25 protein-coding genes and 2 pseudogenes are annotated in these 25,065 nt (G+C 47.0%); 13 read left to right on the plus strand and 14 right to left on the minus strand.

All coding sequences use genetic code 11. From position 1 onward, the window contains the following. Window positions 1–688, plus strand: a 688-nt coding sequence (locus tag Q9O24_06825) for a DNA methyltransferase (protein MDQ7074859.1), incomplete at its 5' end; no start/stop codon positions are given. 14 nt (window positions 689–702) lie between these two features. Continuing rightward, window positions 703–3,738 (plus strand): DEAD/DEAH box helicase family protein, encoded by a 3,036-nt coding sequence (locus Q9O24_06830; protein MDQ7074860.1) that lies wholly within the window; start codon window positions 703–705, stop codon window positions 3,736–3,738. A 21-nt stretch (window positions 3,739–3,759) separates the two neighbouring features. Here Q9O24_06830 and Q9O24_06835 read toward each other — a convergent pair whose 3' ends face one another. Continuing rightward, on the minus strand, window positions 3,760–4,614 hold the full coding sequence (locus Q9O24_06835; GenBank protein ID MDQ7074861.1) for a methyltransferase domain-containing protein: 855 nt from the start codon (window positions 4,612–4,614) through the stop codon (window positions 3,760–3,762). 151 nt (window positions 4,615–4,765) lie between these two features. Between Q9O24_06835 and Q9O24_06840 the strand changes: the two genes are divergently transcribed. The 4 genes and pseudogenes from Q9O24_06840 to sucD (Q9O24_06855) all read left to right on the plus strand — a co-directional run bounded on the left by Q9O24_06840 (window position 4,766) and on the right by sucD (Q9O24_06855) (window position 7,564). Continuing rightward, the gene (locus Q9O24_06840; protein MDQ7074862.1) at window positions 4,766–5,020 is read left to right on the plus strand and encodes an AbrB/MazE/SpoVT family DNA-binding domain-containing protein; all 255 of its coding nucleotides are present in this window, start codon (window positions 4,766–4,768) and stop codon (window positions 5,018–5,020) included. Next, a pseudogene (locus Q9O24_06845) lies at window positions 5,017–5,405 on the plus strand (type II toxin-antitoxin system VapC family toxin). Before Q9O24_06840 ends, Q9O24_06845 begins: the two are co-directional and overlap by 4 nt. 113 nt (window positions 5,406–5,518) lie before the next feature. After that, window positions 5,519–6,682 (plus strand): ADP-forming succinate--CoA ligase subunit beta, encoded by a 1,164-nt coding sequence (sucC, locus tag Q9O24_06850; GenBank protein MDQ7074863.1) that lies wholly within the window; start codon window positions 5,519–5,521, stop codon window positions 6,680–6,682. 15 nt (window positions 6,683–6,697) lie between these two features. Further along, a pseudogene (gene sucD, locus Q9O24_06855) lies at window positions 6,698–7,564 on the plus strand (succinate--CoA ligase subunit alpha). Here the strand turns inward: sucD (Q9O24_06855) and Q9O24_06860 are convergent. Beyond that, window positions 7,557–8,396, minus strand: coding sequence for a methyltransferase domain-containing protein (locus Q9O24_06860; protein MDQ7074864.1), 840 nt, complete (start codon window positions 8,394–8,396; stop codon window positions 7,557–7,559). The pseudogene sucD (Q9O24_06855) and the gene Q9O24_06860 sit on opposite strands and share 8 nt — an antisense overlap. 151 nt (window positions 8,397–8,547) lie before the next feature. Here Q9O24_06860 and Q9O24_06865 point away from each other — a divergent pair, with 151 nt between their 5' ends. The 4 genes from Q9O24_06865 (at window position 8,548) to sucD (Q9O24_06880) (ending at window position 11,357) form a co-directional block, all read left to right on the plus strand. Further along, window positions 8,548–8,802, plus strand: coding sequence for an AbrB/MazE/SpoVT family DNA-binding domain-containing protein (locus Q9O24_06865; GenBank protein MDQ7074865.1), 255 nt, complete (start codon window positions 8,548–8,550; stop codon window positions 8,800–8,802). Further along, window positions 8,799–9,188 carry a type II toxin-antitoxin system VapC family toxin gene (locus Q9O24_06870; GenBank protein MDQ7074866.1) on the plus strand — a complete coding sequence of 130 codons (390 nt, stop codon included), beginning with the start codon at window positions 8,799–8,801 and terminating at the stop codon, window positions 9,186–9,188. Before Q9O24_06865 ends, Q9O24_06870 begins: the two co-directional genes overlap by 4 nt. A gap of 114 nt (window positions 9,189–9,302) precedes the next feature. Then, window positions 9,303–10,466, plus strand: a complete 1,164-nt coding sequence (sucC, locus tag Q9O24_06875; GenBank protein MDQ7074867.1) for an ADP-forming succinate--CoA ligase subunit beta — start codon at window positions 9,303–9,305, stop codon at window positions 10,464–10,466. Window positions 10,467–10,481: 15 nt separating this feature from the next. Beyond that, on the plus strand, window positions 10,482–11,357 hold the full coding sequence (gene sucD / locus Q9O24_06880; GenBank protein ID MDQ7074868.1) for a succinate--CoA ligase subunit alpha: 876 nt from the start codon (window positions 10,482–10,484) through the stop codon (window positions 11,355–11,357). Between the two features lie 231 nt (window positions 11,358–11,588). On the opposite strand, the gene Q9O24_06885 is transcribed toward sucD (Q9O24_06880), so the two are convergent. The 4 genes from Q9O24_06885 to Q9O24_06900 form a co-directional block, all read right to left on the minus strand. Then, window positions 11,589–13,286 (minus strand): LeoA/HP0731 family dynamin-like GTPase, encoded by a 1,698-nt coding sequence (locus Q9O24_06885; protein ID MDQ7074869.1) that lies wholly within the window; start codon window positions 13,284–13,286, stop codon window positions 11,589–11,591. A 1-nt stretch (window position 13,287) separates the two neighbouring features. After that, window positions 13,288–14,790, minus strand: a complete 1,503-nt coding sequence (locus tag Q9O24_06890) for a hypothetical protein (protein ID MDQ7074870.1) — start codon at window positions 14,788–14,790, stop codon at window positions 13,288–13,290. Between the two features lie 101 nt (window positions 14,791–14,891). Beyond that, the gene (locus Q9O24_06895) at window positions 14,892–15,416 is read right to left on the minus strand and encodes a hypothetical protein (protein ID MDQ7074871.1); all 525 of its coding nucleotides are present in this window, start codon (window positions 15,414–15,416) and stop codon (window positions 14,892–14,894) included. A gap of 202 nt (window positions 15,417–15,618) precedes the next feature. Beyond that, entirely contained in the window at window positions 15,619–15,894 is a 276-nt protein-coding gene (locus Q9O24_06900) for a hypothetical protein (GenBank protein ID MDQ7074872.1), read from the minus strand. A 77-nt stretch (window positions 15,895–15,971) separates the two neighbouring features. Here Q9O24_06900 and Q9O24_06905 point away from each other — a divergent pair, with 77 nt between their 5' ends. From Q9O24_06905 to Q9O24_06915, 3 genes are read left to right on the plus strand one after another with little or no spacing between them, the layout of a single operon-like run. Further along, entirely contained in the window at window positions 15,972–16,205 is a 234-nt protein-coding gene (locus Q9O24_06905) for a hypothetical protein (protein ID MDQ7074873.1), read from the plus strand. 43 nt (window positions 16,206–16,248) lie between these two features. Continuing rightward, entirely contained in the window at window positions 16,249–16,791 is a 543-nt protein-coding gene (locus Q9O24_06910) for a hypothetical protein (GenBank protein ID MDQ7074874.1), read from the plus strand. After that, complete coding sequence (locus Q9O24_06915) at window positions 16,788–17,450, plus strand: transposase (GenBank protein MDQ7074875.1); 663 nt, start codon at window positions 16,788–16,790, stop codon at window positions 17,448–17,450. Before Q9O24_06910 ends, Q9O24_06915 begins: the two co-directional genes overlap by 4 nt. 121 nt (window positions 17,451–17,571) lie before the next feature. Here the strand turns inward: Q9O24_06915 and Q9O24_06920 are convergent, their stop codons facing one another. From Q9O24_06920 to Q9O24_06955, 8 genes are all read right to left on the minus strand, one after another. After that, complete coding sequence (locus Q9O24_06920) at window positions 17,572–17,766, minus strand: type II toxin-antitoxin system VapB family antitoxin (GenBank protein ID MDQ7074876.1); 195 nt, start codon at window positions 17,764–17,766, stop codon at window positions 17,572–17,574. Between the two features lie 90 nt (window positions 17,767–17,856). Beyond that, window positions 17,857–18,309: a ribosomal protein S18-alanine N-acetyltransferase gene (gene rimI, locus Q9O24_06925; GenBank protein ID MDQ7074877.1), complete on the minus strand. Its 453-nt coding sequence runs from the start codon at window positions 18,307–18,309 to the stop codon at window positions 17,857–17,859. A gap of 4 nt (window positions 18,310–18,313) precedes the next feature. Beyond that, entirely contained in the window at window positions 18,314–19,045 is a 732-nt protein-coding gene (locus tag Q9O24_06930) for a uracil-DNA glycosylase (GenBank protein MDQ7074878.1), read from the minus strand. Next, a complete protein-coding gene (locus Q9O24_06935; protein ID MDQ7074879.1) occupies window positions 19,042–20,589 on the minus strand; it encodes a 2-isopropylmalate synthase in 1,548 nt (515 codons plus the stop codon). Before Q9O24_06935 ends, Q9O24_06930 begins: the two co-directional genes overlap by 4 nt. A 246-nt stretch (window positions 20,590–20,835) precedes the next feature. Beyond that, window positions 20,836–21,600 carry a CDP-diacylglycerol--serine O-phosphatidyltransferase gene (gene pssA / locus Q9O24_06940; GenBank protein ID MDQ7074880.1) on the minus strand — a complete coding sequence of 255 codons (765 nt, stop codon included), beginning with the start codon at window positions 21,598–21,600 and terminating at the stop codon, window positions 20,836–20,838. Between the two features lie 84 nt (window positions 21,601–21,684). Continuing rightward, window positions 21,685–22,701 carry a ketol-acid reductoisomerase gene (gene ilvC, locus Q9O24_06945; GenBank protein ID MDQ7074881.1) on the minus strand — a complete coding sequence of 339 codons (1,017 nt, stop codon included), beginning with the start codon at window positions 22,699–22,701 and terminating at the stop codon, window positions 21,685–21,687. A gap of 52 nt (window positions 22,702–22,753) precedes the next feature. Further along, entirely contained in the window at window positions 22,754–23,245 is a 492-nt protein-coding gene (gene ilvN / locus Q9O24_06950; protein MDQ7074882.1) for an acetolactate synthase small subunit, read from the minus strand. After that, on the minus strand, window positions 23,245–24,963 hold the full coding sequence (locus tag Q9O24_06955; GenBank protein ID MDQ7074883.1) for an acetolactate synthase 3 large subunit: 1,719 nt from the start codon (window positions 24,961–24,963) through the stop codon (window positions 23,245–23,247). Before Q9O24_06955 ends, ilvN begins: the two co-directional genes overlap by 1 nt. Window positions 24,964–25,065 lie beyond the last annotated feature (102 nt).

Below are 25,065 nucleotides of genomic sequence, written 5' to 3' on the forward strand. Positions count from 1 at the left end.
TCTCGAAAAACTAATTCAACCTATATGTAGCGAGCACGATATAATTCTCGATTTTTTTGCCGGTTCTGCTACAACAGCCCATGCAGTTATGCAACTCAACGCAGGCGATGGTAGAAATCGGAAATGTATTTCTGTGCAGCTTCCCGAAGAAACTGATAAGAAGTCCGAAGCGGACAAAGCTGGTTATAAAAATATCGCTGAAATATCAAAAGAGCGTATCCGTCGTGCTGGTAAAAAAATCAAAGAAGACAATGCAGATAAAGACGGCATAGAAAATCTTGATATAGGCTTCCGTGTTTTCAAAATTGATAGTTCCAACATGGTGGATGTCACGCTATCCCCTGATGAAGCACATCCAGACATGTTTGAGGAACAGGTTGGGAATATTAAAAAAGACAGGTCATCCGAAGACTTATTGTTCCAAGTATTGCTGGATTGGGGCGTGGATTTATCTCTCCCCATTCTTCAAGAAGATATTGAAGGGAAGAAAGTCTTCTTTGTTGATGGCAATGCTTTGGCGGCGTGTTTTGATGAAAATATCAATGAAAACTTTGTTAAAAAACTCGCTGAGAAACAACCCTTGCGCGTTGTTTTCCGTGATGATGGTTTTGCCAGCGATGCCGTTAAAATCAATGTTGAACAAATATTCAAACTTAAATCACCAACAACCGATATCAAGGTTATTTAAGAGGGACTCTAAAAATGAAGAACTTACAATTTAAACAACTTCCCTATCAAACCGAGGCCGTAGAGGCTGTGGTCGATTGCTTTGCTGGGCAACCTAAACTTTCTGCTTTGTCATACCGTATTGATCCGGGTAAAGAAGTTGATGAGTCTAGTCAAAGACGTGCTGATATTTTACAGGATGGGTTTAAAAATACTGATCTTATGCTCACTGCGGCACAGGTATTTACCAATATTCAAAATGTTCAACAGAAAAAAAACCTGCCTATTTCTGATGCGTTAGTGGAAACAAAATCCTGCAAAATAAATCTCGATACAGAGATGGAAACAGGGACAGGTAAAACCTATTGCTATATCAAAACCATGTTTGAGATGAACAAACGATATGGCTGGAATAAGTTTGTTGTAGTTGTGCCTAGTATTGCCATTCGTGAAGGGGTCTATCAATCCTTTGATGGCATGACGGATCATTTTTTAGAAGAGTACGGTAAACGCGCCAAGGCTTTTATCTATAATTCAAAATCGCTTCACGAGATTGAAAATTATTCATCCGATGCAGGTATTAATGTCATGGTTATCAATGTGCAAGCCTTTGCTGCACGAGGCAAAGATGCCCGCCGTATTTATATGGAGCTTGATGACTTCCAATCACGCCGTCCTATAGACGTGATTAAGAAGAATCGTCCTATATTAATTCTGGATGAGCCGCAAAAGATGGAAGGCAAGAAGACAATGGAGTCTCTGGCAGAGTTCGAACCATTGTTCACGTTGCGCTATTCTGCAACACATAAAAATGAACACAATAAAGTACACCGTTTAGATGCTTTGGATGCTTACAACCAGAAGCTTGTGAAGAAGATATCTGTACGTGGAATATCGATTAAAGGACTGAGCGGCACAAATGCTTATCTCTACCTGCAATCCATTGAGGTTACTTCAACGAAGCCACCCGTGGCACGTATTGAATTTGAGGTTAAACAAAACAATGGTATCAAGCGTGTAGTCAGAAAAATCGGTAAAGGCATTAACTTATTCGATGAATCCAATGGGTTAGCAGAGTATAAAGATTTTGTAGTTTCAGATATTGATGCTGTTAAGGATACACTGACATTTACTAACGGTGTTGAGCTTACGGTTGGGGATGCTATTGGTGATGTAAATGAAGAAGCTTTACGCCGCATTCAGATAAGAGAAACAATCAAAGCCCATTTTGATAAAGAACAGGTTCTTTATCATCAAGGATTAAAAGTCCTGTCCCTTTTCTTTATTGATGAAGTGGCTAAGTATCGAAATTACGAAACGCCCGAAGATATGCGTGGTGAGTACGCCAAAATATTTGAAGAAGAATACAATCAATATTTGAACGAAGTTCTGACACTAGAAGATACCGCTTACAATAAATATCTCACAAACATTGCTACAGAAAAAACACATGAGGGGTATTTTTCAAAAGACAAAAAGAAAAAGTTTGTAAATTCTACAGTCAAACGCGGAGCAGAAGCTTCTGATGATGTGGATGCATATGACCTGATATTAAAAGATAAGAAAAGACTACTTTCACTTGAAGAACCAGTACGCTTTATTTTCTCACACTCCGCATTGCGTGAGGGATGGGATAATCCAAATGTTTTCAATATTTGCCAGCTTAAAAATCTAAACTACGATAATACGATTACAAGGCGTCAGGAACTTGGTCGTGGACTACGGCTGGCTGTAAACCAAAACGGTGATCGTATGGATAATCCATTAAACGTTCACCAGATTAACGTGTTAACCGTTATTGCGAACGAAAGCTATAAGGATTTTGTAAAAGCACTTCTTAAAGAAACAGCAGATTCACTTTCCGCAAGACCTAAATCTGCCGATGAAGATTATTTCAAAGGAAAATCCATTAAAACAAAAGATGGTAGCGTAAAAATTGATGATCAAATGGCAAAACAAATTTATCGTTATCTTCTGAAAAGCGATTATACAGATGATGACGACATGATTGTGGAGGCATATCATGAGGCAAAGCGAGAGGGGACACTCTCGGAACTACCTGAAGACTTGAAACCCTATACAGAAGAAATACATCACCTGATAAGTGGTGTCTTTAGTGCCTCTTTATTGCCAGATATTGAGGATGGTCGTAAAGCAAAAGAAAACCCTCTCAATGATAATTTTTATAAAAAAGAGTTCCAGCTGCTTTGGGAAAAAATCAATCGTAAAGCCGTATACACAGTGGACTTTGATTCAAACGAACTGATCGAAAAATGCGTAAATACACTTAATGAAAAAGATGGTTTGAAAATATCCCCACTACAATATGTTATTGAATCAGGTGCGCAAACAGATACGTCCACCTATGACAATATCAAAGACGGAACAGCTTTTAAAGTATCTCAAACGTCTACGGAAACATATAAAGACTCTATCAAGTCATCCATAAAATACGATCTTATCGGGCAGATTGCAGAAAACACTCAACTGACCAGGCGGACTATTGGCAGTATATTAAAAGGCATAAATACAGCAGTGTTTGGATTATATAAAACCAATCCTGAGGATTTTATTTTCAAAGTTTCAGTACTTATTAACGAACAGAAAGCCACAACAATAATTGAACACTTATCCTACGACCCATTAGATGAAGTTTATGGTACTGAAATATTTACAGCCGATAAGCCAAAGGAAGATTTCAGTAAAGCAATTCCTGTAAATCAGCATATTTATGATTATGTATTCACCGATTCGAAAATTGAAACACAGTTTGTTAAAGAGCTAGATAAAAGTGCTGAGGTGGTTGTCTACGCAAAATTACCAAGAGGCTTTTCGATTCCAACGCCTGTTGGTAGCTATAACCCTGACTGGGCTATTTCCTTCAAAGAAGGCTCTGTAAAACACGTCTATTTTATTGCTGAGACCAAAGGCACAATGAACTCTTTACAGCTTAAAAAAATAGAAAATATGAAAATAAAATGTGCTAAGAAATTCTTCAAAAAAATTACATCAGATCAAGTCAAATACGATGTGGTAAATAGTTATGAAAATCTTATGAAGATTGTAGTCTAGAAGACCGCTGTGAAACACAGCTCACAGCGTCAACACGCGCAAAGCAACATCCACCGTCAAAGAGAGCTGTGTCAAATCAGCCACCGCCTGTTTGCCTTGCTTCGAAGCGCGATAAAGGTGCGGTGTCATGCTCAAAAGCTGCTGTAAAGGCTCCGCTGGCAAGGACTCCAACTCAAACTGCACCCGCTGATTTTGCTGCACCTGAAACCCCAATGAAATGGCCTGAGCAACGCTGGCCAGAGGGCTTTGGCGCACCTCTTCATAAATGATTCGCCGCAACTCAAGCAGATGATCCTCCCCCGCATCCATTAAGATAATTTTGCCATTGGGTTTTAACACCCGTTTAAACTGAGAGTAATCGGCAAAACCAAAACAAGAAAGAATCAGGTCCACCGAGTTATCTTGCAACGGCAGATGGCGGTTGCTGCCCACCAGCCACGTTGCCTGCTGGTTTTTTTTCGCAGCGGCCAACACCGCCCATTTGGAAATATCCAAACCAATCGCAGCCACCTTAGGCTCATGATCATCAAGGGGCAGACTGTGCAACCAACCGCGTAAATAATAACCCTCACCACAGCCCGCATCCAAAACCGTGATTAAACCCTGCTCAGCAAGATGGGGTTTAATAAACTCATTCAGCGCCAGCGAAAGCGGCTGATAAAAGCCCCGCTGCAAAAACGCACCCCGCGCCGCGATCATGCTTTTGCTGTCGCCAGGATCTTTGGATTTTTTAAACTGCACTGGCAAGAGATTAAGCTGACCTTGGCGCGCAAGGTCAAAACTGTGACCCTGAGGGCAACAATATTGCCTGCCCTGTTTCAACAACGGTGCGGCATCCAAAGGACAAGCGAGGTTATGTGCGGCTACTGTTTTCATAGGTTGTTCTTATGCTGAGTCATCGGATGGATCCATAGCGGAGTTGAAACAATTATAAATCATCACAACATCTGGATGATAAAAAGCCATTGACACACATCCAATCTGAAACTAAAGTCTTACTTTATTCTTACCTCTTAGGCGGATCACAATGAACATCACACGATTATCCAGCAAAGGCCAAGTGATCATACCAAAGCCATTGCGAATGGCTCATCACTGGGAAACCGGTCAAGAGCTTGTCGCCGTTGATGTCGGTGATGGAATTCTACTCAAACCCAAATCCCCTTTTGCAGAAACCCACATTAATGAGGTGGCTTCTTGCCTGAAAACCACCGAATCAGCAAAAACATTAGATGCAATGGAAGCAGCCATTGCCAAGGGAATTCGGGATACATTCAAATGATTGCAGTCGATACCAATCTCATCGTTCGATTCTTGACCCAAGATGATGAACAACAGTACAAAAAAGCATACTCACTTTTCAGCTCTGAAGAGATCTTTATCCCAGACACCGTGATTCTCGAAACCGAGTGGGTGCTGCGCTACGCCTACACGTTCTCTCCTGAAGAGATCTGCACCGCCTTTATTGCTCTGTTTGGCTTGAAGAACATTCAGCTTTCCAATCCCTTCTTTATTGCCCAAGCCATTGAATGGCACAAACAGGGCGTGGATTTCTCCGATGCGTTGCATCTGGCTCAATGCCAACAACACGAAAAACTGTACACGTTTGATAAAAATTTATCGCCAAGGCAAAAAATGTAACTCAGTGTGACGTTGCCTTGCCTTAAAAATTAGGCCGCAATCTCAACGTTATTCCAAAGTCCAAACCCTTGCCATTCCCTCACCGTTAGCATCTAATAACAGTACGGTTGCAATTCACAAAAAAAACCAAGGTAAGCGCATGAATCTACACGAATATCAGGCCAAACAGCTCTTCCAAGAGTACGGCATCGCCGTGCCAGAAAACCACACCGTCACCGATGCGGCTCAGGTTGCAGCGGTGCTGCAAAAACTCGGCGGCCAACGCTGGGTGGTCAAAGCCCAAGTTCATGCCGGTGGCCGTGGCAAAGCCGGTGGGGTTAAGTTATTGGATTCTGCGGCTGAAGTGCAGCACTTTGTCACTCAACTGCTCGGCAGCCAACTGGTCACGTTTCAGACCGATGCCCACGGCCAACCCGTCAATCGAGTGCTGATCGAAGCACCCTGCACCATCGAGCGGGAACTCTATCTCGGAGCAGTGATTGATCGTTCACGGCAACGCTTGGTGATGATGGCCTCCACCGAAGGCGGCATGGAGATCGAAAAGGTCGCCGCCGACACCCCTGAGAAAATTTTACAGGTGGTGATTGATCCCATGCTCGGCCTGCTGCCCTACCAGTGCCGTGAGCTGGCCTTTGCTCTGGGTCTGAAAGGCGCGGCCTTTAAACAGTTCGGCACACTGGCCAGCGGTTTGGCCAAACTGTTTGTGGAAAAAGACCTCAGTCTGCTGGAAGTCAACCCCTTGGTGGTCAGCAGCGACAACCAATTGATCTGTCTCGATGGCAAAATCAACCTCGACGACAACGCCCTCTATCGGCACCCCGATCTGCTGGCGATGCGCGACGAAAGCCAAGAAGACCGCCGCGAGATCGAAGCGCAAAAGTGGGATCTCAACTACATCGCCCTCGACGGCGAAATCGGCTGTCTGGTCAACGGTGCCGGTTTGGCCATGGCCACGATGGATCTGATCCAACTCTACGGCGGCACTCCGGCCAACTTCCTCGATGTGGGCGGCGGAGCCACAGCAGAACGGGTCGCCGAAGCCTTCAAAATTATTTTATCGGATCACAACGTCAAGGGCATTTTGGTGAATATTTTTGGCGGTATCGTGCGCTGTGACCTGATTGCCGAGGGCATTATTCAAGCGGTCAAAGAGGTCGGCATTACGGTGCCGGTGGTGGTGCGACTGGAGGGCAACAGCGCCGAACAGGGCAGCGCCCTTTTGGAACAGAGTGGCCTCAACATCATCGCCCCCCACAGCCTCACCGATGCCGCTGAAAAAATCGTCAGCGCCATCCAAGCCTAATTTAAGAGAGAAAGCATGAGCGTTCTAATCAACACCCACAGTAAAGTGATTTGCCAAGGTTTCACCGGCAAACAAGGCACCTTCCACTCCGAACAGGCCATCGCCTACGGCACGCAGATGGTGGGCGGGGTCACTCCCGGCAAGGGCGGCCAAAGGCACCTTGATCTGCCGGTTTTTAATACGGTGCGTGAAGCGGTGGATCAGACCCAAGCCGATGCCAGCGTCATCTACGTGCCTGCGCCCTTTTGCAAAGATTCCATTATCGAAGCCGCCAATGCGGGGATCAAACTGATCGTCTGCATCACCGAAGGCATCCCCACCCTCGACATGCTACAGGCAAAAAAATACGTCGATGAGATGGGTGCGCGCCTCATCGGCCCCAACTGCCCGGGCATCATCACCCCTGGTGAGTGCAAAATCGGCATTATGCCCGGCGCCATTCATCACGCAGGCAAGGTGGGCGTGGTGTCGCGTTCCGGCACCCTCACCTACGAGGCGGTCTACCAAACCACCGCCAAAGGCTACGGCCAAAGCACCTGCATCGGCATCGGCGGTGATCCCATTCCCGGCACCAACTTTATCGACTGTCTGGAACTGTTTGAAAACGACCCACAGACGGAAGCAATTTTAATGGTGGGTGAAATCGGCGGCACAGCAGAAGAGGAAGCGGCGGAATACATCCAAAGCAACGTCAGCAAACCGGTCACCGCCTACATTGCCGGGGTCACCGCACCGGCAGGCAAACGCATGGGACACGCCGGAGCCATTATTGCCGGTGGCAAAGGCACCGCTGAAGATAAATTCAGAGCCTTGGAAGCCGCAGGCGTGCATACGGTACGTTCACCTGCGATGTTGGGAGACGGGGTGGCTGAGGTTACGGGCCAACATCCACCGTCAAAGAGAGCTGTGTCAAATCAGCCACCGCCTGTTTGCCTTGCTTCGAAGCGCGATAAAGGTGCGGTGTCATGCTCAAAAGCTGCTGTAAAGGCTCCGCTGGCAAGGACTCCAACTCAAACTGCACCCGCTGATTTTGCTGCACCTGAAACCCCAATGAAATGGCCTGAGCAACGCTGGCCAGAGGGCTTTGGCGCACCTCTTCATAAATAATCCGCCGCAGTTCAAGCAGATGATCCTCACCCGCATCCATTAGGATAATTTTACCTTTGGGTTTTAACACCCGTTTAAACTGAGCGTAATCAGCAAAACCAAAACAAGAGAGAATCAGATCCACCGAGTTATCTTGCAACGGCAGATGGCGGTTGCTGCCCACCAACCAGGTGGCCTGTTGGCTTTTTTTCGCAGCGGCCAACACCGCCCATTTGGAAATATCCAAACCAATCGCAGCCACCTTAGGCTCATGATCATCAAGGGGCAGACTGTGCAACCAACCGCGTAAATAATAACCCTCACCACAGCCCGCATCCAAAACCGTGATTAAACCCTGCTCAGCAAGATGGGGTTTAATAAACTCATTCAGCGCCAGCGAAAGCGGCTGATAAAAGCCCCGCTGCAAAAACGCACCCCGCGCCGCGATCATGCTTTTGCTGTCGCCAGGATCTTTGGATTTTTTAAACTGCACTGGCAAGAGATTAAGCTGACCTTGGCGCGCAAGGTCAAAACTGTGACTCTGAGGGCAACAATATTGCCTGCCCTGTTTCAACAACGGTGCGGCATCCAAAGGACAAGCGAGGTTATGTGCGGCTACTGTTTTCATAGGTTGTTCTTATGCTGAGTCATCGGATGGATCCATAGCGGAGTTGAAACAATTATAAATCATCACAACATCTGGATGATAAAAAGCCATTGACACACATCCAATCTGAAACTAAAGTCTTACTTTATTCTTACCTCTTAGGCGGATCACAATGAACATCACACGATTATCCAGCAAAGGCCAAGTGATCATACCAAAGCCATTGCGAATGGCTCATCACTGGGAAACCGGTCAAGAGCTTGTCGCCGTTGATGTCGGTGATGGAATTCTACTCAAACCCAAATCCCCTTTTGCAGAAACCCACATTAATGAGGTGGCTTCTTGCCTGAAAACCACCGAATCAGCAAAAACATTAGATGCAATGGAAGCAGCCATTGCCAAGGGAATTCGGGATACATTCAAATGATTGCAGTCGATACCAATCTCATCGTTCGATTCTTGACCCAAGATGATGAACAACAGTACAAAAAAGCATACTCACTTTTCAGCTCTGAAGAGATCTTTATCCCAGACACCGTGATTCTCGAAACCGAGTGGGTGCTGCGCTACGCCTACACGTTCTCTCCTGAAGAGATCTGCACCGCCTTTATTGCTCTGTTTGGCTTGAAGAACATTCAGCTTTCCAATCCCTTCTTTATTGCCCAAGCCATTGAATGGCACAAACAGGGCGTGGATTTCTCCGATGCGTTGCATCTGGCTCAATGCCAACAACACGAAAAACTGTACACGTTTGATAAAAAATTTATCGCCAAGGCAAAAAATGTAACTCAGTGTGACGTTGCCTTGCCTTAAAGCAATAGGCCGCAATCTCAACGTTATTCCAAAGTCCAAACCCTTGCCATTCCCTCACCGTTAGCATCTAATAACCACACGGTTGCAATTCACAGAAAAAACCAAGGTAAACGCATGAATCTACACGAATATCAGGCCAAACAGCTCTTCCAAGAGTACGGCATCGCCGTGCCAGAAAACCACACCGTCACCGATGCGGCTCAGGTTGCAGCGGTGCTGCAAAAACTCGGCGGCCAACGCTGGGTGGTCAAAGCCCAAGTTCATGCCGGTGGCCGTGGCAAAGCCGGTGGGGTTAAGTTATTGGATTCTGCGGCTGAAGTGCAGCACTTTGTCACTCAACTGCTCGGCAGCCAACTGGTCACGTTTCAGACCGATGCCCACGGCCAACCCGTCAATCGAGTGCTGATCGAAGCACCCTGCACCATCGAGCGGGAACTCTATCTCGGAGCAGTGATTGATCGTTCACGGCAACGCTTGGTGATGATGGCCTCCACCGAAGGCGGCATGGAGATCGAAAAGGTCGCCGCCGACACCCCTGAGAAAATTTTACAGGTGGTGATTGATCCCATGCTCGGCCTGCTGCCCTACCAGTGCCGTGAGCTGGCCTTTGCTCTGGGTCTGAAAGGCGCGGCCTTTAAACAGTTCGGCACACTGGCCAGCGGTTTGGCCAAACTGTTTGTGGAAAAAGACCTCAGTCTGCTGGAAGTCAACCCCTTGGTGGTCAGCAGCGACAACCAATTGATCTGTCTCGATGGCAAAATCAACCTCGACGACAACGCCCTCTATCGGCACCCCGATCTGCTGGCGATGCGCGACGAAAGCCAAGAAGACCGCCGCGAGATCGAAGCGCAAAAGTGGGATCTCAACTACATCGCCCTCGACGGCGAAATCGGCTGTCTGGTCAACGGTGCCGGTTTGGCCATGGCCACGATGGATCTGATCCAACTCTACGGCGGCACTCCGGCCAACTTCCTCGATGTGGGCGGCGGAGCCACAGCAGAACGGGTCGCCGAAGCCTTCAAAATTATTTTATCGGATCACAACGTCAAGGGCATTTTGGTGAATATTTTTGGCGGTATCGTGCGCTGTGACCTGATTGCCGAGGGCATTATTCAAGCGGTCAAAGAGGTCGGCATTACGGTGCCGGTGGTGGTGCGACTGGAGGGCAACAGCGCCGAACAGGGCAGCGCCCTTTTGGAGCAGAGTGGCCTCAACATCATCGCCCCCCACAGCCTCACCGATGCCGCTGAAAAAATCGTCAGCGCCATCCAAGCCTAATTTAAGAGAGAGAGCATGAGCGTTCTAATCAACACCCACAGTAAAGTGATTTGCCAAGGTTTCACCGGCAAACAAGGCACCTTCCACTCCGAACAGGCCATCGCCTACGGCACGCAGATGGTGGGCGGGGTCACTCCCGGCAAGGGCGGCCAAAGGCACCTTGATCTGCCGGTTTTTAATACGGTGCGTGAAGCGGTGGATCAGACCCAAGCCGATGCCAGCGTCATCTACGTGCCTGCGCCCTTTTGCAAAGATTCCATTATCGAAGCCGCCAATGCGGGGATCAAACTGATCGTCTGCATCACCGAAGGCATTCCCACCCTCGACATGCTACAGGCAAAAAAATACGTCGATGAGATGGGTGCGCGCCTCATCGGCCCCAACTGCCCGGGCATCATCACCCCTGGTGAGTGCAAAATCGGCATTATGCCCGGCGCCATTCATCACGCAGGCAAGGTGGGCGTGGTGTCGCGTTCCGGCACCCTCACCTACGAGGCGGTCTACCAAACCACCGCCAAAGGCTACGGCCAAAGCACCTGCATCGGCATCGGCGGTGATCCCATTCCCGGCACCAACTTTATCGACTGTCTGGAGCTGTTTGAAAACGACCCACAGACGGAAGCGATTTTAATGGTGGGTGAAATCGGCGGCACAGCAGAAGAGGAAGCGGCGGAATTCATCCAGAGCAACGTCAGCAAACCGGTCACCGCCTACATTGCTGGGGTCACCGCACCGGCAGGCAAGCGCATGGGACACGCCGGAGCCATTATTGCCGGTGGCAAAGGCACCGCCGAAGATAAATTCAGAGCCTTGGAAGCGGCAGGCGTGCATACGGTGCGTTCACCTGCGATGTTGGGAGACGGGGTGGCTGAGATTACGGGCTGGGGTTAAACGGGTGTTTCACGGTGAACCGGGGCGGAACACAAACTCCGGTCTCACCACTGATTTGGGCGATGGACTGGGCGTTCGGTGGCATCATTTTCTGTACAATCTGCTCTTTGAAGTCTTCGGTGTATCTGGGCATTGCGGGGTCACTTTCCGCCCCCTGAGAGTTAAGTTTACTGATTCAACTCACCGGACAACTACCCTGACACAGAGGATAGGAAGCTAATGCTCACAAGATCATACACACTCAAATTCCTTCTGAATATTTTCACCACTTAAGCGCCACGCATGAAAGTCTTCACGCTGCTGCTTTCGTTCTTCAAGATCCACACCCAGACTATCCACTTCATTTTCAAGCTCAACGTACTTAGGGAAAAACTGCTCATTAAAACTGCCACTATTAATGAGACCTAAAATCTCTTCTCGCTGCTGATTAAAATCACTTACCATGTCCGTGACTGTTTTTCGAAAGGCTTCCTCTCGCTCATGTTGTTTGTAACTATCCCAGGCTTCCAGTGCGATTCCCACTACAACAAGCGCACCATTAACGCCTTTAGCAAGATTAACAGCGCCCCAAGGTTTAAAACTTAACATTTTACCTAGATCAACACCCACAAATTTAGCAACAGTTTTAACGCCATCTCGAGCGGCTAAGATAGAGGCATTATTAATCATATTGCTTTTAACAATATATTTCATTCCTTGCTTACCAAGACCTAACAAAGCATCATTAAAATGGTTTACTTCCTGCTCAAACCCTATTTTCATACTCTGAACTTGAAGGTTTGCAGATTTTAAATGCCGATCAAATTCATTTTGTAATTTAGACGTCATGACAGCGCCTTTATCACCGATTTCACGTTGAAAAAACTGATTAAATGTTTGTAGATCTGTTCCTTCAACTTGCATAATTAAATCTGTAAAGTAGCGAGTCACAAACTCACGCAAGGCGGTGCGTGCACTTGAAATTGAACCTTGCGTACTTTCAAGTTTATTTTTTGTAACATTAACAACATCTGCAAGCTTGGTGACTTCTTTACCTATTTTTTCATCCCTTTCAATTGAAGCTGGCAATTCTTTATTTAATACATCACGAATTATGCTGTTTTTTGCTTCTACTGCGATTTCCGCGATACCGCCATTGCTGTTAATTTTCTTATGAGTTGCTTTCTGCAGTAATGCAATATGCGATAGCTTTTTAAAATGCTCTATATTTTCTAGCCAATAATCGGATCCCATATCAAAAGGATTTGCAGCAACTGCAACAATCGATAGTTCCGCGACCTCTTCACTCGTCAAACCCACCATCTCTTGTAAGCGCTGAGTAATATTACCACTCTTTACTTTATAGTTTTCATTATATTCCCACTCATCTTCTACATCCGCCACCTCATCAAATCGGCTTAAAACAAAAACAGTACGCGGCAATATATTAAGGTCTCGCATCAACCAATTTAAATCATCTTTATGGCTTTCTTTTACTGGATTGGTTGAATTCATTACGTATAAAACCAAATGGGCTTCACTAACATACTTTTTAGTGATGTCTTTATATTTTTCTAGTTCGGCAGTGTCGGCACTGACCTTTTCTTTAAAACCAAATAGCCCCGGAGTATCAATGAGCTGAAGATCGTCTGAGACATTATAAATAGCCACCTCGCTGGACGATTCCTGCTGACTGATGCTCATTGATTGATCCAGACGCTCCATCCAGGCTGCCGCAATGGAAGTCTTTCCTTCCGAAAACCCGCCAATTAATGCCACCTTTAATTTACCATCTTGAGCATCACCAATGGCTGATTTAAGTTTATTAATTAATGAAACATCAATTTTAACACCCACCGCCTCTCCTTGTTGCAAGAAGTCTTGTAAGGCACTTAAAAGTTTAACAGTTTTGTTTTGTTGCTGTTTGAATGTATCGAGCGTATGTTCCATATTAAACTACCTTTTCAATTTCGTTTGATATTTTATGCAAGTTACCAATGGATTCACCCAGTACATCATTAATGGCTTTTGTATTGTCAACTGGTGTCTTAAGTACTTCTTTTAACACTTCTAATTGGCTTTCTATATTTGGAACGGCATCCTCGATATTTCTATCGACTGTACACTCAATCTCTTCAGCGACAACGCATATATTATCATCCGTTGACTTTCGTTGCTGCGACATTTTGTAATTGCTGCTAAAAAAGCTTCTAACTGACTTATAAAATGAAAAAACCAAACCAACAACGCCTATAGCTATTGCAGCCCAACCTACTGGTGTAAATACCAAACCAACCACACCAATAACTGTGCCAACAAGAGCCATTACATTTACGCCATTATCGATATTAACATCTAGACTGAACCCTTTTGAGAAGCCTGACGGATCAAAGGATGAGTACAGCTTCAATATTTCATCAGCATGTTGTTGAAAACGTTTAACAATGTTTTGTATATTCTCACCGAATGATTCGATTTTTGATTTTATAGCTATAGGAAATTTCTCATCAAACTCTTGCTGCGCATGCGAAATGGCGATTTCTAATTCATATTTAAAATCATCGTTATCGATATCTTTAGATATTTTTTTATACATAGTATTACGAACATTTGACCTAAATCCATCAACATAGCTCCCAGAAAGCGCTCTCAAATCGCTTTTAAGCGTATTTAATTCCTCATCTAATTGATAATTAGCTGCATCGGCTTCTTGCAGCAATTTTTCATATAATGGAATAAATCTATCTTGCCGCAAATGTTCTATTGAGCTGGATGCTACTTTTAATACCTCGTTCGCTTTATTGACGTTTGCACGTTTAATTTTTATTTTAAAGTTTCTAACAAACTTTTCAGACAGCATACGTTTGAAATCAGTCATACCACTGTATGACAATAAATATTGTTCATCATGCTTAGCCATAAATTTTTCTTTGCGTTTGCTGTTTTCTCGACCAGGCACCAAACAATCTGCTACCGCTAAGAAACCAACCAAGCCACACACTGAAAAACTACCTTGATAGTTTTCACCCAACTGCTCGCGCATTTTTTCATCTAAGGAACGCAGGCTTTCTTTTTCGCCACTGCTGATTAGCTGTGGTTTCTGTAACTGAAGTTGATTAGTAATTCGTTTATTAAAAATAGCCCAAACTTCTGTTTGATCTCCCAGATGTTCTTTGATTTTTTCTAACGTACCTTTAGTGTTCTCATCACCTGTTTGTGGTGCCGCAGCTTTACCCGTAACATAAAATACTGCATGCGCTTTCTGTACAGCTTGCCAAATACTTTCGCCTACTTTTTCTTCCTTACCCTCAATACCTGGCACATCCAGTAATGCAAATTTTTTTCCTTTCTGCTCCACTAAATAACTCTGGCTATTGAGCGTGTAATCTGATCGACCATCACCAATAATGCCACCATCCGCCAATGGTTCTAACTGATTCAGCTGTGCAAGCATTTCATCGTGTTTAGTGCACTGCACATTGTACTTGTCTTTATATTCACACAGCTCATGTTCAATACTTACCAAAGCTTCAGAAAAGCCAAGCTCTTTACTAATTATTTTTTCTCATGCGCAATCACTTCCATATTTTCTAGCTGCAGTATATTTTTTCGAACCTCATCAAACGATGATTGGTCTATATTTAGCTTCTGTTGTAATGCACGAAACTTTTCTTTCGTTTTTCTTTTTCCAGGCTCATCAAACATGATGCGCAAAGTTTCAATAATTGTAGACTTACCCGCATTGGTCTCACCATAGAAAGCCATGGTAAAAGTATTCCAATCTGCATTTTTTTCTAGCATTTCTAAATTTCTTACAACATCATTGCGTATCTCTAACAACAACTCATGCGCATTCTTTTTTGAAGAATTTAACTCTTCAACCGCACCTGAGGAGTTCTTACTTACATCACCCCTAACTTTTTCGAGTAAATTATCTATAGCTTGGATTATTTGGCAATAAATTGCGGAGGTTGCTTGTACAGTATTCATTGATTTTTTTATTTTAGTGTTCATACCCGCCCCAGTGCAGTGTCCTAAAGATACCGATAATTTATCTAATGCTGCTCTATCACGACCCACTTTTTCCAGAATATGCTCAGCACTTTTAGTCCGGACAAAAGATTTTGGTTTATTAAAATCTTCCCAAACTGTTTGATCATAATAAAATTATGTCGAGCAGGAGGCTACGTGGGAAAGAAGAAGAACTCTATAACTAAATTCACAACAATACCGGAACACTCTATTTTATAAGAAATTTATAGGATTTTAAAAAACTGAGGCCTCAGTTTTTGTCAACAAATTTGTCCGGTTTTCCTAACGCCTCTTTAGGCAATTTCTGCTCCTCAGCTCGCATCTCTTTCGGTGGGTTGAGCCACACCTCAGAGATCGGACTCCAATCTCTGATGTTGCCTGACCACCGTGTCGGATTTCGCTCTTTAGCAGCCTCATAAATCGCTTTTCGCTGCTCTAAAATATCGCTGTCCTTGACGTTATGACATTGACTTGGGGCGGTGTTTGTCAACAAGTCTGTGACATTGCGAGTAATCTTAAAGAGCAAGGCATCCGCTACCTTACCGCAGACGCTTACTACAGCAAGGTAAAGTTTGTGAATGCAGTCTGTTCAGTGTTGCTGCGATGGGAGCAAGGAATAAAAAGCGCTTCAATGCCTCGTTCATCGCGCTGAATTTATTGAAGCTGGAAGACCGTAAGGACAAGAACAACCCTGAGCCTTCGGTGATTTCGATTGCCTCGTGGCGACGCAAGAAATTCAATCAATATTTGATGAAAATACTTTTTGACAAGTTAGGTTTGGACAATACTTCGGACAGTTTTAGAGAGAAAAAGATAGGAACCACAGGCGGATTCTGAGAAAATAGAGTTCTCAAAAAACGACAATCAAAGAAGGCCGCCCGTGGAATCCATAGTAGAATCGGTTTTACTCTCCATGTCCAGTGTTAAAAAACCACAACGTCTTTTTCTCTCAGCTCTGTTTTCCGCATTGATGGTTTTTCAAGGGAAAGCCACTTTTCGTAATTTGAGTCGTTACAGTTCGTTGCATGAAAAACGTCTGTCGCGTTGGTTTCGACGTTCATTTGATTTTGCACAATTCAACAGACGCCTACTTCAAAAAGAGCTGCCACAAAAGCACGATCAAATTGCCGCCATTGATGCCAGCTTTATGAAAAAAGTGGTCAGAAAACAGCAGGGTTGGGTTGGTTTTACAACGGCGCTTTGGGGCAAGCCATGGTGGGATTGGAGTTGTCGTTGGTTTGCCGAATTGATCTTCAAAGTCGAACTGCTTACGCGCTGGAGGCTCGCCAAACGTTGGACTCGGAACAGAAAGAGGGTGAGAGCCGAGTGGACTGCTACGCGAAACAGGTTTGTGACCTTGCCTGTGATCTTCAAGCGCAAGGCATTCGCTACCTTACCGCAGACGCCTACTACAGCAAGGTGAAGTTTGTCGATGCGGTCTGTTCAGATGACTTACACCTGATTGGAAAGCTGCGTTCAGATGCCAACCTAAGCTGGTATTTTGAGGGCGAATACGGTGGCAAAGGACGTCCTAAAACGTACGATGGTAAAGTCAATTTCCAAACGGAGCTGTCCCGTTTTGATGCGTGTGGCGTAATGGATAAGGGGGTATCGATTTACAGCGCCGTGGTTCACTCGTGTTGCTTCAAACGGAAAATCCGTGTGGTGCTGCTGCGATGGGAGCAGAAGACAAAAGTCCGTTCGGCTCTGCTGTTTTCTACGGATTCGGAGTTGGCTCCAGAAAAGATTGTCGAATATTACACCGCTCGTTTTCAGATTGAATTTTTGTTTCGTGAAGCCAAGCAACATACGGGTTTAATGGATTGCCAAGCGCGTTGCCCAGAGGCCATTCAAACTCATATTAATGCCTCATTCACTGCACTGAATTTATTGAAGCTGGAAGACCGTAAGGACAAAAACAACCCTGAGCCTTCGGTGATTTCGATTGCCTCGTGGCGACGCAAGAAATTCAATCAATATTTGATGAAAATACTTTTTGACAAGTTAGGTTTGGAGAGATCTTGTCAAAAAGTCGAGGCGGTTTACCATGAGCTGAGTGAGTATGAGGCTATTCAGGTTTAAAACTGTCCGAAGTATTGGTTTGGAGAGATCTTGTCAAAAGTCGAAACGGTTTACCATGAGCTGAGTGAGTATGGGGCTATTCAGGTTTAAAACTGTCCGAAGTATTCAACCAACACAGCCATCAAGAACGATCTCTAATTTCATTAAGATCAATATCCAAATCAATTTTTCCACGATACTGCTTAAGGTCTGCGATCTTTGACTTTCGAACAAAATCTTCTAATGCTTTGATAATCAAAGCTGTTTTAGTACTCGTAGGAGCAAACTTCATTGCTTCATTCAGTAGATTTTCGGGTAAATCCAGTGTGGTTCTCATTATCATCTCCAAAGGGTATGCATAAAACCTTATAACTTTATGCATACAAAAACAAGTCACTCCTGAAGCTGCTTGAAAACACCCCACCCTTTAATCAGCAAGATTTTTCCGCATCACCAAAGCATCTTCCTTACCCTCAGCACTGGGGTAATAATTTTTCCGCACCGCCAATTCCAAAAAACCTTCGCTCTCGTACAATTTCACCGCCGCCAAATTGCTTGGCCGCACCTCCAAAAAACTGCACTCCGCGCCCAGTTTCTGCGCCATTTCCAGCAAACGAAGCAACAACTGCCTGCCGATGCCATTCCGCTGGCCATCCGCATCAACGCAGATGTTTAAAATATGCGACTCACCCGCCGCCACCGACATCACCCCATAGCCCATCACCTTATCTTGCCGTTGATAAACCAAACAGCAGTAACCTACATTGAGACAATCTCTGAAAATACCGCCGCTCCACGGGTAGTCGTAGGTTTTGTTCTCGATCTCCAACACCCGTTGCAGATCTGTAATCTGCATAAAACGCAGCGCATCCGCACCCATCAGATCACTCACCTTGCAGCCGCGACCGCAGCAGTTTTAGATCTTGCCAAGCGAGACGTTTAGCCGAAGGTTTACGCAACAGATAGGCAGGGTGGTAACTGACCAACAGAGGCGTGGCAGCAAACTCAAACCACTCACCGCGCAGCTGGGTGAGTGGTGTGTTCACTTGCAAGCAAGCGTGAGCCGCAATGCGCCCCAACAATAAAATAGCTTTGGGCTGCACTAACTCAATCTGCTGCAAGAGAAAACCCTGACAAGCAGACAGCTCTTCAGGGGTTGGATCACGGTGTTCTTCAAGATGACATTTAACAATATGGGTCAAATAAACCGCCTGCCGAGAGAGGCCGATGGCCTTTAACATCCCCTCCAACAACTGACCGGAAGCCGAAACAAAGGGCGTGGCCAAACGATCCTCATCGGCATTGGGCATCTCGCCCACAATCAACAGATCCGCCTGCTCACTGCCCGCCCCTAAAATGGGCTGCATCCGACCCTGACGTGCCGCACAGGTCGTGCAGTTGCTGACCCGCTGCTGTAAGTCAGGCCAATTTAAGACCGTAGGTGGTTCAACCACGGCTTCAGCGAGAGGCGATTCCACATCAGACTCACGCTCAGATTCGACCACAACCGCATCCGCTACGGGAAGATTTTGCAGCAAATGCGGTTGACGGACTTCCCACACAGGGATGCCCATCGCCTGCAGATAGAGACGCTGTTCTTCGGCGCTCTGAGTCACACCTCACCCAGTTGCGGGTGTCCCTTATCGCTCCCTTGATCGAGTTTATTCAGCGCGTTGACGTAGGCTTTCACCGAGGCCACCACAATGTCGGTGTCCGCTCCCTGACCGTTAATAATACGGCCTTCGTAAGTCAGACGTGTGGTCACCTCTCCCTGAGAATCCGTACCACTGGTGACATTATTGACCGAGTAGAGGGTCAATTCGGTGCCGCTGTTCACAATGGACTCAATCGCTTTAAAGGCCGCATCCACTGGTCCACCACCCGTGGCACTGGCGGAATGCTCCACCCCAGCCACCGACAAGGTCACGCTGGCGGTGGGGGTTTCACCGGTCTCGGAACAGGCTTTAACCGAAATCAACTGTACCGTTTCATTCTCAGCCACCAAATTGGCATCGGTCACCAAGGCTTGCAGATCGTCATCGTAGATCTCATGTTTTTTATCGGCCAGATCTTTAAAACGAGCAAAAGCCGCGTTCAACTCTTCCTCAGAGTCAAAGACAATATCCAGCTCTTCCAAGCGGGTGCGGAAGGCGTTACGCCCCGAATGTTTGCCCAGCACAATGCGGTTGTTGCTCCAGCCCACATCTTGAGCGCGCATGATTTCGTAGGTTTCGCGACTCTTCAAAATACCGTCTTGATGAATGCCCGACTCATGAGCAAAGGCATTCGCACCCACAATGGCTTTATTCGGCTGCACCGGAAAACCGGTGATGTTAGAGACCAAACGTGAACAGGGTACAATTTGCGTTGTGTCCAAAGTGGTGTTGCAGCTAAATACATCCTGGCGCGTTTGCAGTGCCATCACCACCTCTTCCAGAGCCGCGTTGCCCGCCCGTTCGCCTAAGCCATTGATGGTACATTCAACCTGCCGTGCGCCGTGCAACACCGCCGACAGAGAGTTCGCCACCGCCAAACCCAAATCATTATGGCAATGCACGGAAAAAATCGCTTTGTCGGCGTTGGGAACACGCTCCATCAAATTATGGATCAATTGACCAAATTGATGCGGCACGTTGTAACCCACCGTATCGGGAATATTGATGGTGGTCGCACCGGCATCAATCACCCGCTCAATTACACGACAGAGAAAATCCAACTCAGAACGCCCCGCATCTTCAGGCGAAAACTCGACGTTATCGGTGTAACGACGCGCCCGTTTAACCGCCTTAACCGCCTGTTCCACCACCGCATCGGGCTGCATGCGCAATTTATGTTGCATGTGAATCGGTGAGGTGGCGATAAAGGTATGAATCCGTGCCGAAGCGGCCGGAGCCAAGGCTTCACCGGCACCGTCAATATCACGGTCGATGGCACGCGCCAAAGCACAGATGGTGCTCTCTTTAATGGTTTTAGCGATGACGTTCACCGCCTCAAAATCACCCTTACTCGCCACCGGAAAACCGGCTTCGATCACATCCACCTGCATCTTTTCCAACGCTTTGGCAATGCGCAGCTTTTCATCTTTGGTCATCGAAGCGCCCGGGCTCTGTTCGCCGTCACGCAAGGTGGTATCAAAAATAATTAATTTTTCTTTGCTCATGAGACTCTTTCCATCAGACCGTTCGCAGAACGATCATAAAATATCAGGGGTAATGGGTAAGGTGACGTATTGACCCTCGTCAGGGTAACTTTAGACTGCCCAAGGCAGCAAAAAGCGTAGCTCAAGCAGAGCTGAAGGGAGAAGCTGAAAGGGGTGTTTCGTGCAGATGTTCATAGAAAAAAGACACTGTAAAAATCCGAATAAGTAAAGGCCACTATAGCCTTACCTTATTCGTTTTGCCAAGCCCTATTTGTCGCTTGATTCCGTGACGTCACGCCCGCGTTTTCGATACCAACGATAACCACTCCAAAGAGGGCCGGAAAGCGCGTAGGCCAGCATCACCAAAAAAATCACTTTGGGCGGATCAATGGAGGTCAAAACAAAGATCAAAACCACCGCCAACAAGGTCATAAACGGGATCTTCTGTTTGGCATTAAAATCTTTGAAACTGTAATAGGGAAAACGGCTCACCATTAACAGACCGCTAAACAGCGTCACCACCAGCGCCAAAGTTGACAACTCTTCGCCACTGTAACCCATGTCGTTTCCGACCCAAACCATACAGACCATAATCGCTGCCGCTGCTGGACTGGCCAAACCTTGGAAAAAGCGTTTGTCCGCCGTCCCCACCTGAGTATTAAAACGCGCCAAACGCAGCGCACCGCAGGCGGTGTAGAGAAAAGCCACCAACCAACCGATATTGGCCCAACTCCAACCTGGAATGTGTACCAAAGCCCACTCATAAACCACCAAAGCCGGAGCCAGACCAAAAGACACCATATCGGAGAGGCTGTCGTACTCCGCCCCAAAATCGCTCTGTGTATTGGTCATGCGTGCCACACGGCCATCCAGACCATCCAATATCATGGCAATTAAAATGGCCAGCGCAGCATTATTAAATTGGCCACTCATGGCGGCAATAATGGCGTAAAAACCGGCAAACAGAGCCGCAGTGGTAAAGAGATTGGGCAACAGATAGATGCCGCGATGGGGTTTTATTGGATCGCTCATGAGTTCAGCCTCTGTCAAAACAGCAGGTGGAGTCAACGGCAAATCAGCTTCACCACAGAAGGCAAAGCTGAATGTAGATCGGGACTAGTTTTTGCTTTTGTCCACAATCTGATTGGCCGTAATCCACGGCATCATGCTGCGCAGACGATCACCCACTTCTTCAATGGGATGATCACGACCGATGCGACGTTTCGCTTTCAGAGTCAACTGACCGGTTTGGTTCTCATTGATGAACTCACGGGCAAATTCGCCGTTTTGAATCTCGGTCAAGATTTTACGCATCTCGATTTTGGTTTGATCGGTGATGATGCGAGGGCCACGGGTCAAATCGCCGTACTCAGCGGTGTTAGAGATCGAGTAACGCATATTGGCAATACCGCCTTCAAACATCAGATCAACGATCAGTTTCAGCTCATGCAGACACTCAAAATAGGCCATCTCAGGCGCGTAACCCGCTTCGACTAAGGTCTCAAAACCCGCTTGCACCAGCGCCGTAGCACCGCCACACAACACCGCTTGCTCACCAAACAGATCGGTTTCGGTTTCGTCTTTAAAGGTGGTTTCAATCACACCGGTACGACCGCCACCAATGGCAGAAGCGTAAGAGAGGGAGATGGCTTTAGCGGTGCCAGAAGCGTCTTGCTCAATCGCGATCAGATCAGGAATACCACCGCCTTTAACAAATTCGCTGCGCACGGTGTGGCCAGGCGCTTTCGGTGCGATCATGATCACATCCAGATCAGCACGAGGTGTGATTGCACCGTAGTGAATGTTAAACCCGTGAGCAAAGGCCAGTGCAGCGCCCTGTTTCAGGTTCGGCTCCAATTGAGTTTCATACAACGCTTTTTGATGTTCATCAGGTGCCAACACCATCACCACATCCGCAGCCGCAGTGGCCTCTTCAATGGACTTCACCGTCAGACCGGCTTTTTCCGCTTTGGCCGTCGAGGCAGAACCGGCTCGCAGACCCACCAGCACCTTAACACCGGAATCTTGCAGATTATTGGCGTGCGCATGGCCTTGTGAACCGTAACCGATGATGGCCACCGTTTTGCCTTGGATAATGGAAAGGTCCGCGTCTTTGTCGTAATAAACTTTCATGTTTGCTCCGTAAGTCTCAAAATTTGTTTGGGTTATTAAATGTGTTTCGCGATTAAGCCCGCAGACCTTTTTCACCGCGTGAAATCCCGGTCACACCGGAACGCACCACTTCCAGCACCACCTCATCGCCGACCGCTTTGATAAAGGCATCTAATTTTTCACTGTTACCGATCATCTCAATAACATAACTGTTGTCAGTCACGTCAATGACGCTGCCTTGAAAGATGTCCGCCAAGCGTTTGAACTCTTCCCGCGCCGCACCCAGCGCGCGCAATTTGATCATCATAAACTCACGCTCGATGTAACTGGAGCTGCTGAGATCAATCAAACGCACCACGTCCACCAGCTTGTTGAGCTGCTTGGTGATCTGCTCAATGATCTCATCGCTGCCACGGGTGACCAAGGTCATCCGTGACAAAGAAGGGTCATCGGTGGCGGCCACGGTCAAAGATTCAATGTTGTAACCACGGGCAGAAAACAGTCCTGCTACCCGTGACAACGCACCGGCTTCGTTTTCCATCAACAGAGAGATAATGTGGCGCATTATGACAACTCCCGTGGGGGTGGCATGTGCATTTCGTGATGGCCTTTGCCGTTGGCGATCATGGGGTAGACGTTTTCGGTCTGATCGGTAATAAAGTCCAAGAAGACGGTACGGTCTTTCAGCGCAATCGCTTCACGAATCGCCCCTTCCACATCAGCAGGGTCTTCAATGCGAAAACCCACATGGCCGTAACTTTCGACCAATTTGACAAAGTCTGGCAACGCATCCATGTAAGAGTGCGAATAACGACGATCATAAAAGAACTCCTGCCACTGGCGCACCATGCCCATGTAGCGGTTGTTCAAACAGAGAATATTGATCGGCAAATCGTACTGCTTGCAGGTAGAAAGCTCCTGAATGCACATCTGAATGCTCGCCTCACCGGTCACACAGGCCACCGTCGCATCGGGATGTGCCAACTGCACGCCCATAGCAGAAGGCAGACCAAACCCCATCGTGCCCAAACCACCGGAGTTGATCCAGCGACGAGGCTTAGTGAAGGGGTAATATTGCGCCGCCCACATCTGATGCTGCCCCACATCGGAGGTCACAAAAGCATCACCCTCGGTGACTTTGTGCAAAGATTGAATCACCGATTGCGGCTTGATCACGCTGCTGCTGGTCGCATAGGCCATGCAATCTTTGTCTTGCCAAAGGGCAATCTGCTGCCACCACGCCGCCAACGCCTTAGCATCGGGTTTAATGTCGGTCTCTTCCAACAAAGTCAGCATGTCGTTCATGACCTCTTTCACATCACCCACAATCGGCACATCCACAGGCACCGTTTTGGAGATCGAAGAGGGATCGACGTCAATATGAATGATCTTAGCGTGTGGACAGAAATGCTCCAGATCACCGGTAACACGATCATCAAAACGCGCCCCAATGGCCAACAGCACATCGCACTCGTGCATGGCCAAATTGGCTTCATAGGTACCGTGCATCCCCAGCATGCCGACAAACTGCTTATCGGTGCCAGGATACGCACCCAAACCCATCAAGGTATTGGTGATCGGATAACCCAAGGTTTGAGTCAACTGAGTCAATTCATCGGCCGCATCACCCAACACCACGCCACCACCGCTGTACAGCATCGGTCTTTTCGCCGCCAGCAGCAGATCCACCGCCCGGCGAATCTGCCCAGGGTGACCTTTACTGGTGGGGTTGTAGGAACGCATACTCACCGTTTTAGGGTAATCAAACGGCACTTTGACATCTGGGGCGGTAATGTCTTTGGGAACATCAATAACCACCGGCCCTGGACGACCCGTTGTGGCAACGTAAAAGGCTTTCTTAATGGTCTCCGCCAAGTCTTTAACGTCCTTGACCAAAAAGTTGTGTTTTACACAAGGGCGAGTGATGCCAATGGAATCCACTTCTTGGAACGCATCACTGCCAATGACCTTTTTGGGCACTTGGCCGGTGATCACCACCATCGGAATGGAATCCAGATGCGCGGTAGCAATGCCCGTGACCGCATTGGTTGCACCAGGACCAGAGGTAACCAAAACCACCCCAGGTTTGCCTGTTGAACGTGCGTAACCGTCCGCTGCGTGGGTTGCCCCCTGCTCGTGACGCACCAGAATGTGCTTTATCCCTTCGCTACGATACAGCGCATCGTAAATGTGCAACACCGCACCACCTGGATAACCAAAAATGAACTCGACCCCTTCCTCTTTCAGGGCCTGGACGAGGATATCGCCACCTGATAATTCCACCCGCTACTCCCAAAACACTGTTTTCTTTGGGGGTTTATTCCCCACCGCAAAAAACTCAACCCCCCGCAAGCGGAGGGTTGAGTCGGATAAGAGCGCTATTCT

It is taken from the genome of Gammaproteobacteria bacterium, assembly GCA_030949385.1.
Lineage (GTDB): Bacteria > Pseudomonadota > Gammaproteobacteria > JAUZRS01 > JAUZRS01 > JAUZRS01.

Bases quoted from the DNA above. Each gene is read 5' to 3' on its own strand.
- Q9O24_06830 (MDQ7074860.1), top strand. From the start codon at position 703: ATGAAGAACTTACAATTTAAACAACTTCCCTATCAAACCGAGGCCGTA.
- Q9O24_06835 (MDQ7074861.1), bottom strand. From the start codon at position 4,614: ATGAAAACAGTAGCCGCACATAACCTCGCTTGTCCTTTGGATGCCGCA.
- Q9O24_06840 (MDQ7074862.1), top strand. From the start codon at position 4,766: ATGAACATCACACGATTATCCAGCAAAGGCCAAGTGATCATACCAAAG.
- sucC (MDQ7074863.1), top strand. From the start codon at position 5,519: ATGAATCTACACGAATATCAGGCCAAACAGCTCTTCCAAGAGTACGGC.
- Q9O24_06860 (MDQ7074864.1), bottom strand. From the start codon at position 8,396: ATGAAAACAGTAGCCGCACATAACCTCGCTTGTCCTTTGGATGCCGCA.
- Q9O24_06865 (MDQ7074865.1), top strand. From the start codon at position 8,548: ATGAACATCACACGATTATCCAGCAAAGGCCAAGTGATCATACCAAAG.
- Q9O24_06870 (MDQ7074866.1), top strand. From the start codon at position 8,799: ATGATTGCAGTCGATACCAATCTCATCGTTCGATTCTTGACCCAAGAT.
- sucC (MDQ7074867.1), top strand. From the start codon at position 9,303: ATGAATCTACACGAATATCAGGCCAAACAGCTCTTCCAAGAGTACGGC.
- sucD (MDQ7074868.1), top strand. From the start codon at position 10,482: ATGAGCGTTCTAATCAACACCCACAGTAAAGTGATTTGCCAAGGTTTC.
- Q9O24_06885 (MDQ7074869.1), bottom strand. From the start codon at position 13,286: ATGGAACATACGCTCGATACATTCAAACAGCAACAAAACAAAACTGTT.
- Q9O24_06890 (MDQ7074870.1), bottom strand. From the start codon at position 14,790: ATGCTTGCACAGCTGAATCAGTTAGAACCATTGGCGGATGGTGGCATT.
- Q9O24_06905 (MDQ7074873.1), top strand. From the start codon at position 15,972: ATGGGAGCAAGGAATAAAAAGCGCTTCAATGCCTCGTTCATCGCGCTG.
- Q9O24_06920 (MDQ7074876.1), bottom strand. From the start codon at position 17,766: ATGAGAACCACACTGGATTTACCCGAAAATCTACTGAATGAAGCAATG.
- rimI (MDQ7074877.1), bottom strand. From the start codon at position 18,309: ATGGGTGCGGATGCGCTGCGTTTTATGCAGATTACAGATCTGCAACGG.
- Q9O24_06935 (MDQ7074879.1), bottom strand. From the start codon at position 20,589: ATGAGCAAAGAAAAATTAATTATTTTTGATACCACCTTGCGTGACGGC.
- pssA (MDQ7074880.1), bottom strand. From the start codon at position 21,600: ATGAGCGATCCAATAAAACCCCATCGCGGCATCTATCTGTTGCCCAAT.
- ilvC (MDQ7074881.1), bottom strand. From the start codon at position 22,701: ATGAAAGTTTATTACGACAAAGACGCGGACCTTTCCATTATCCAAGGC.
- ilvN (MDQ7074882.1), bottom strand. From the start codon at position 23,245: ATGCGCCACATTATCTCTCTGTTGATGGAAAACGAAGCCGGTGCGTTG.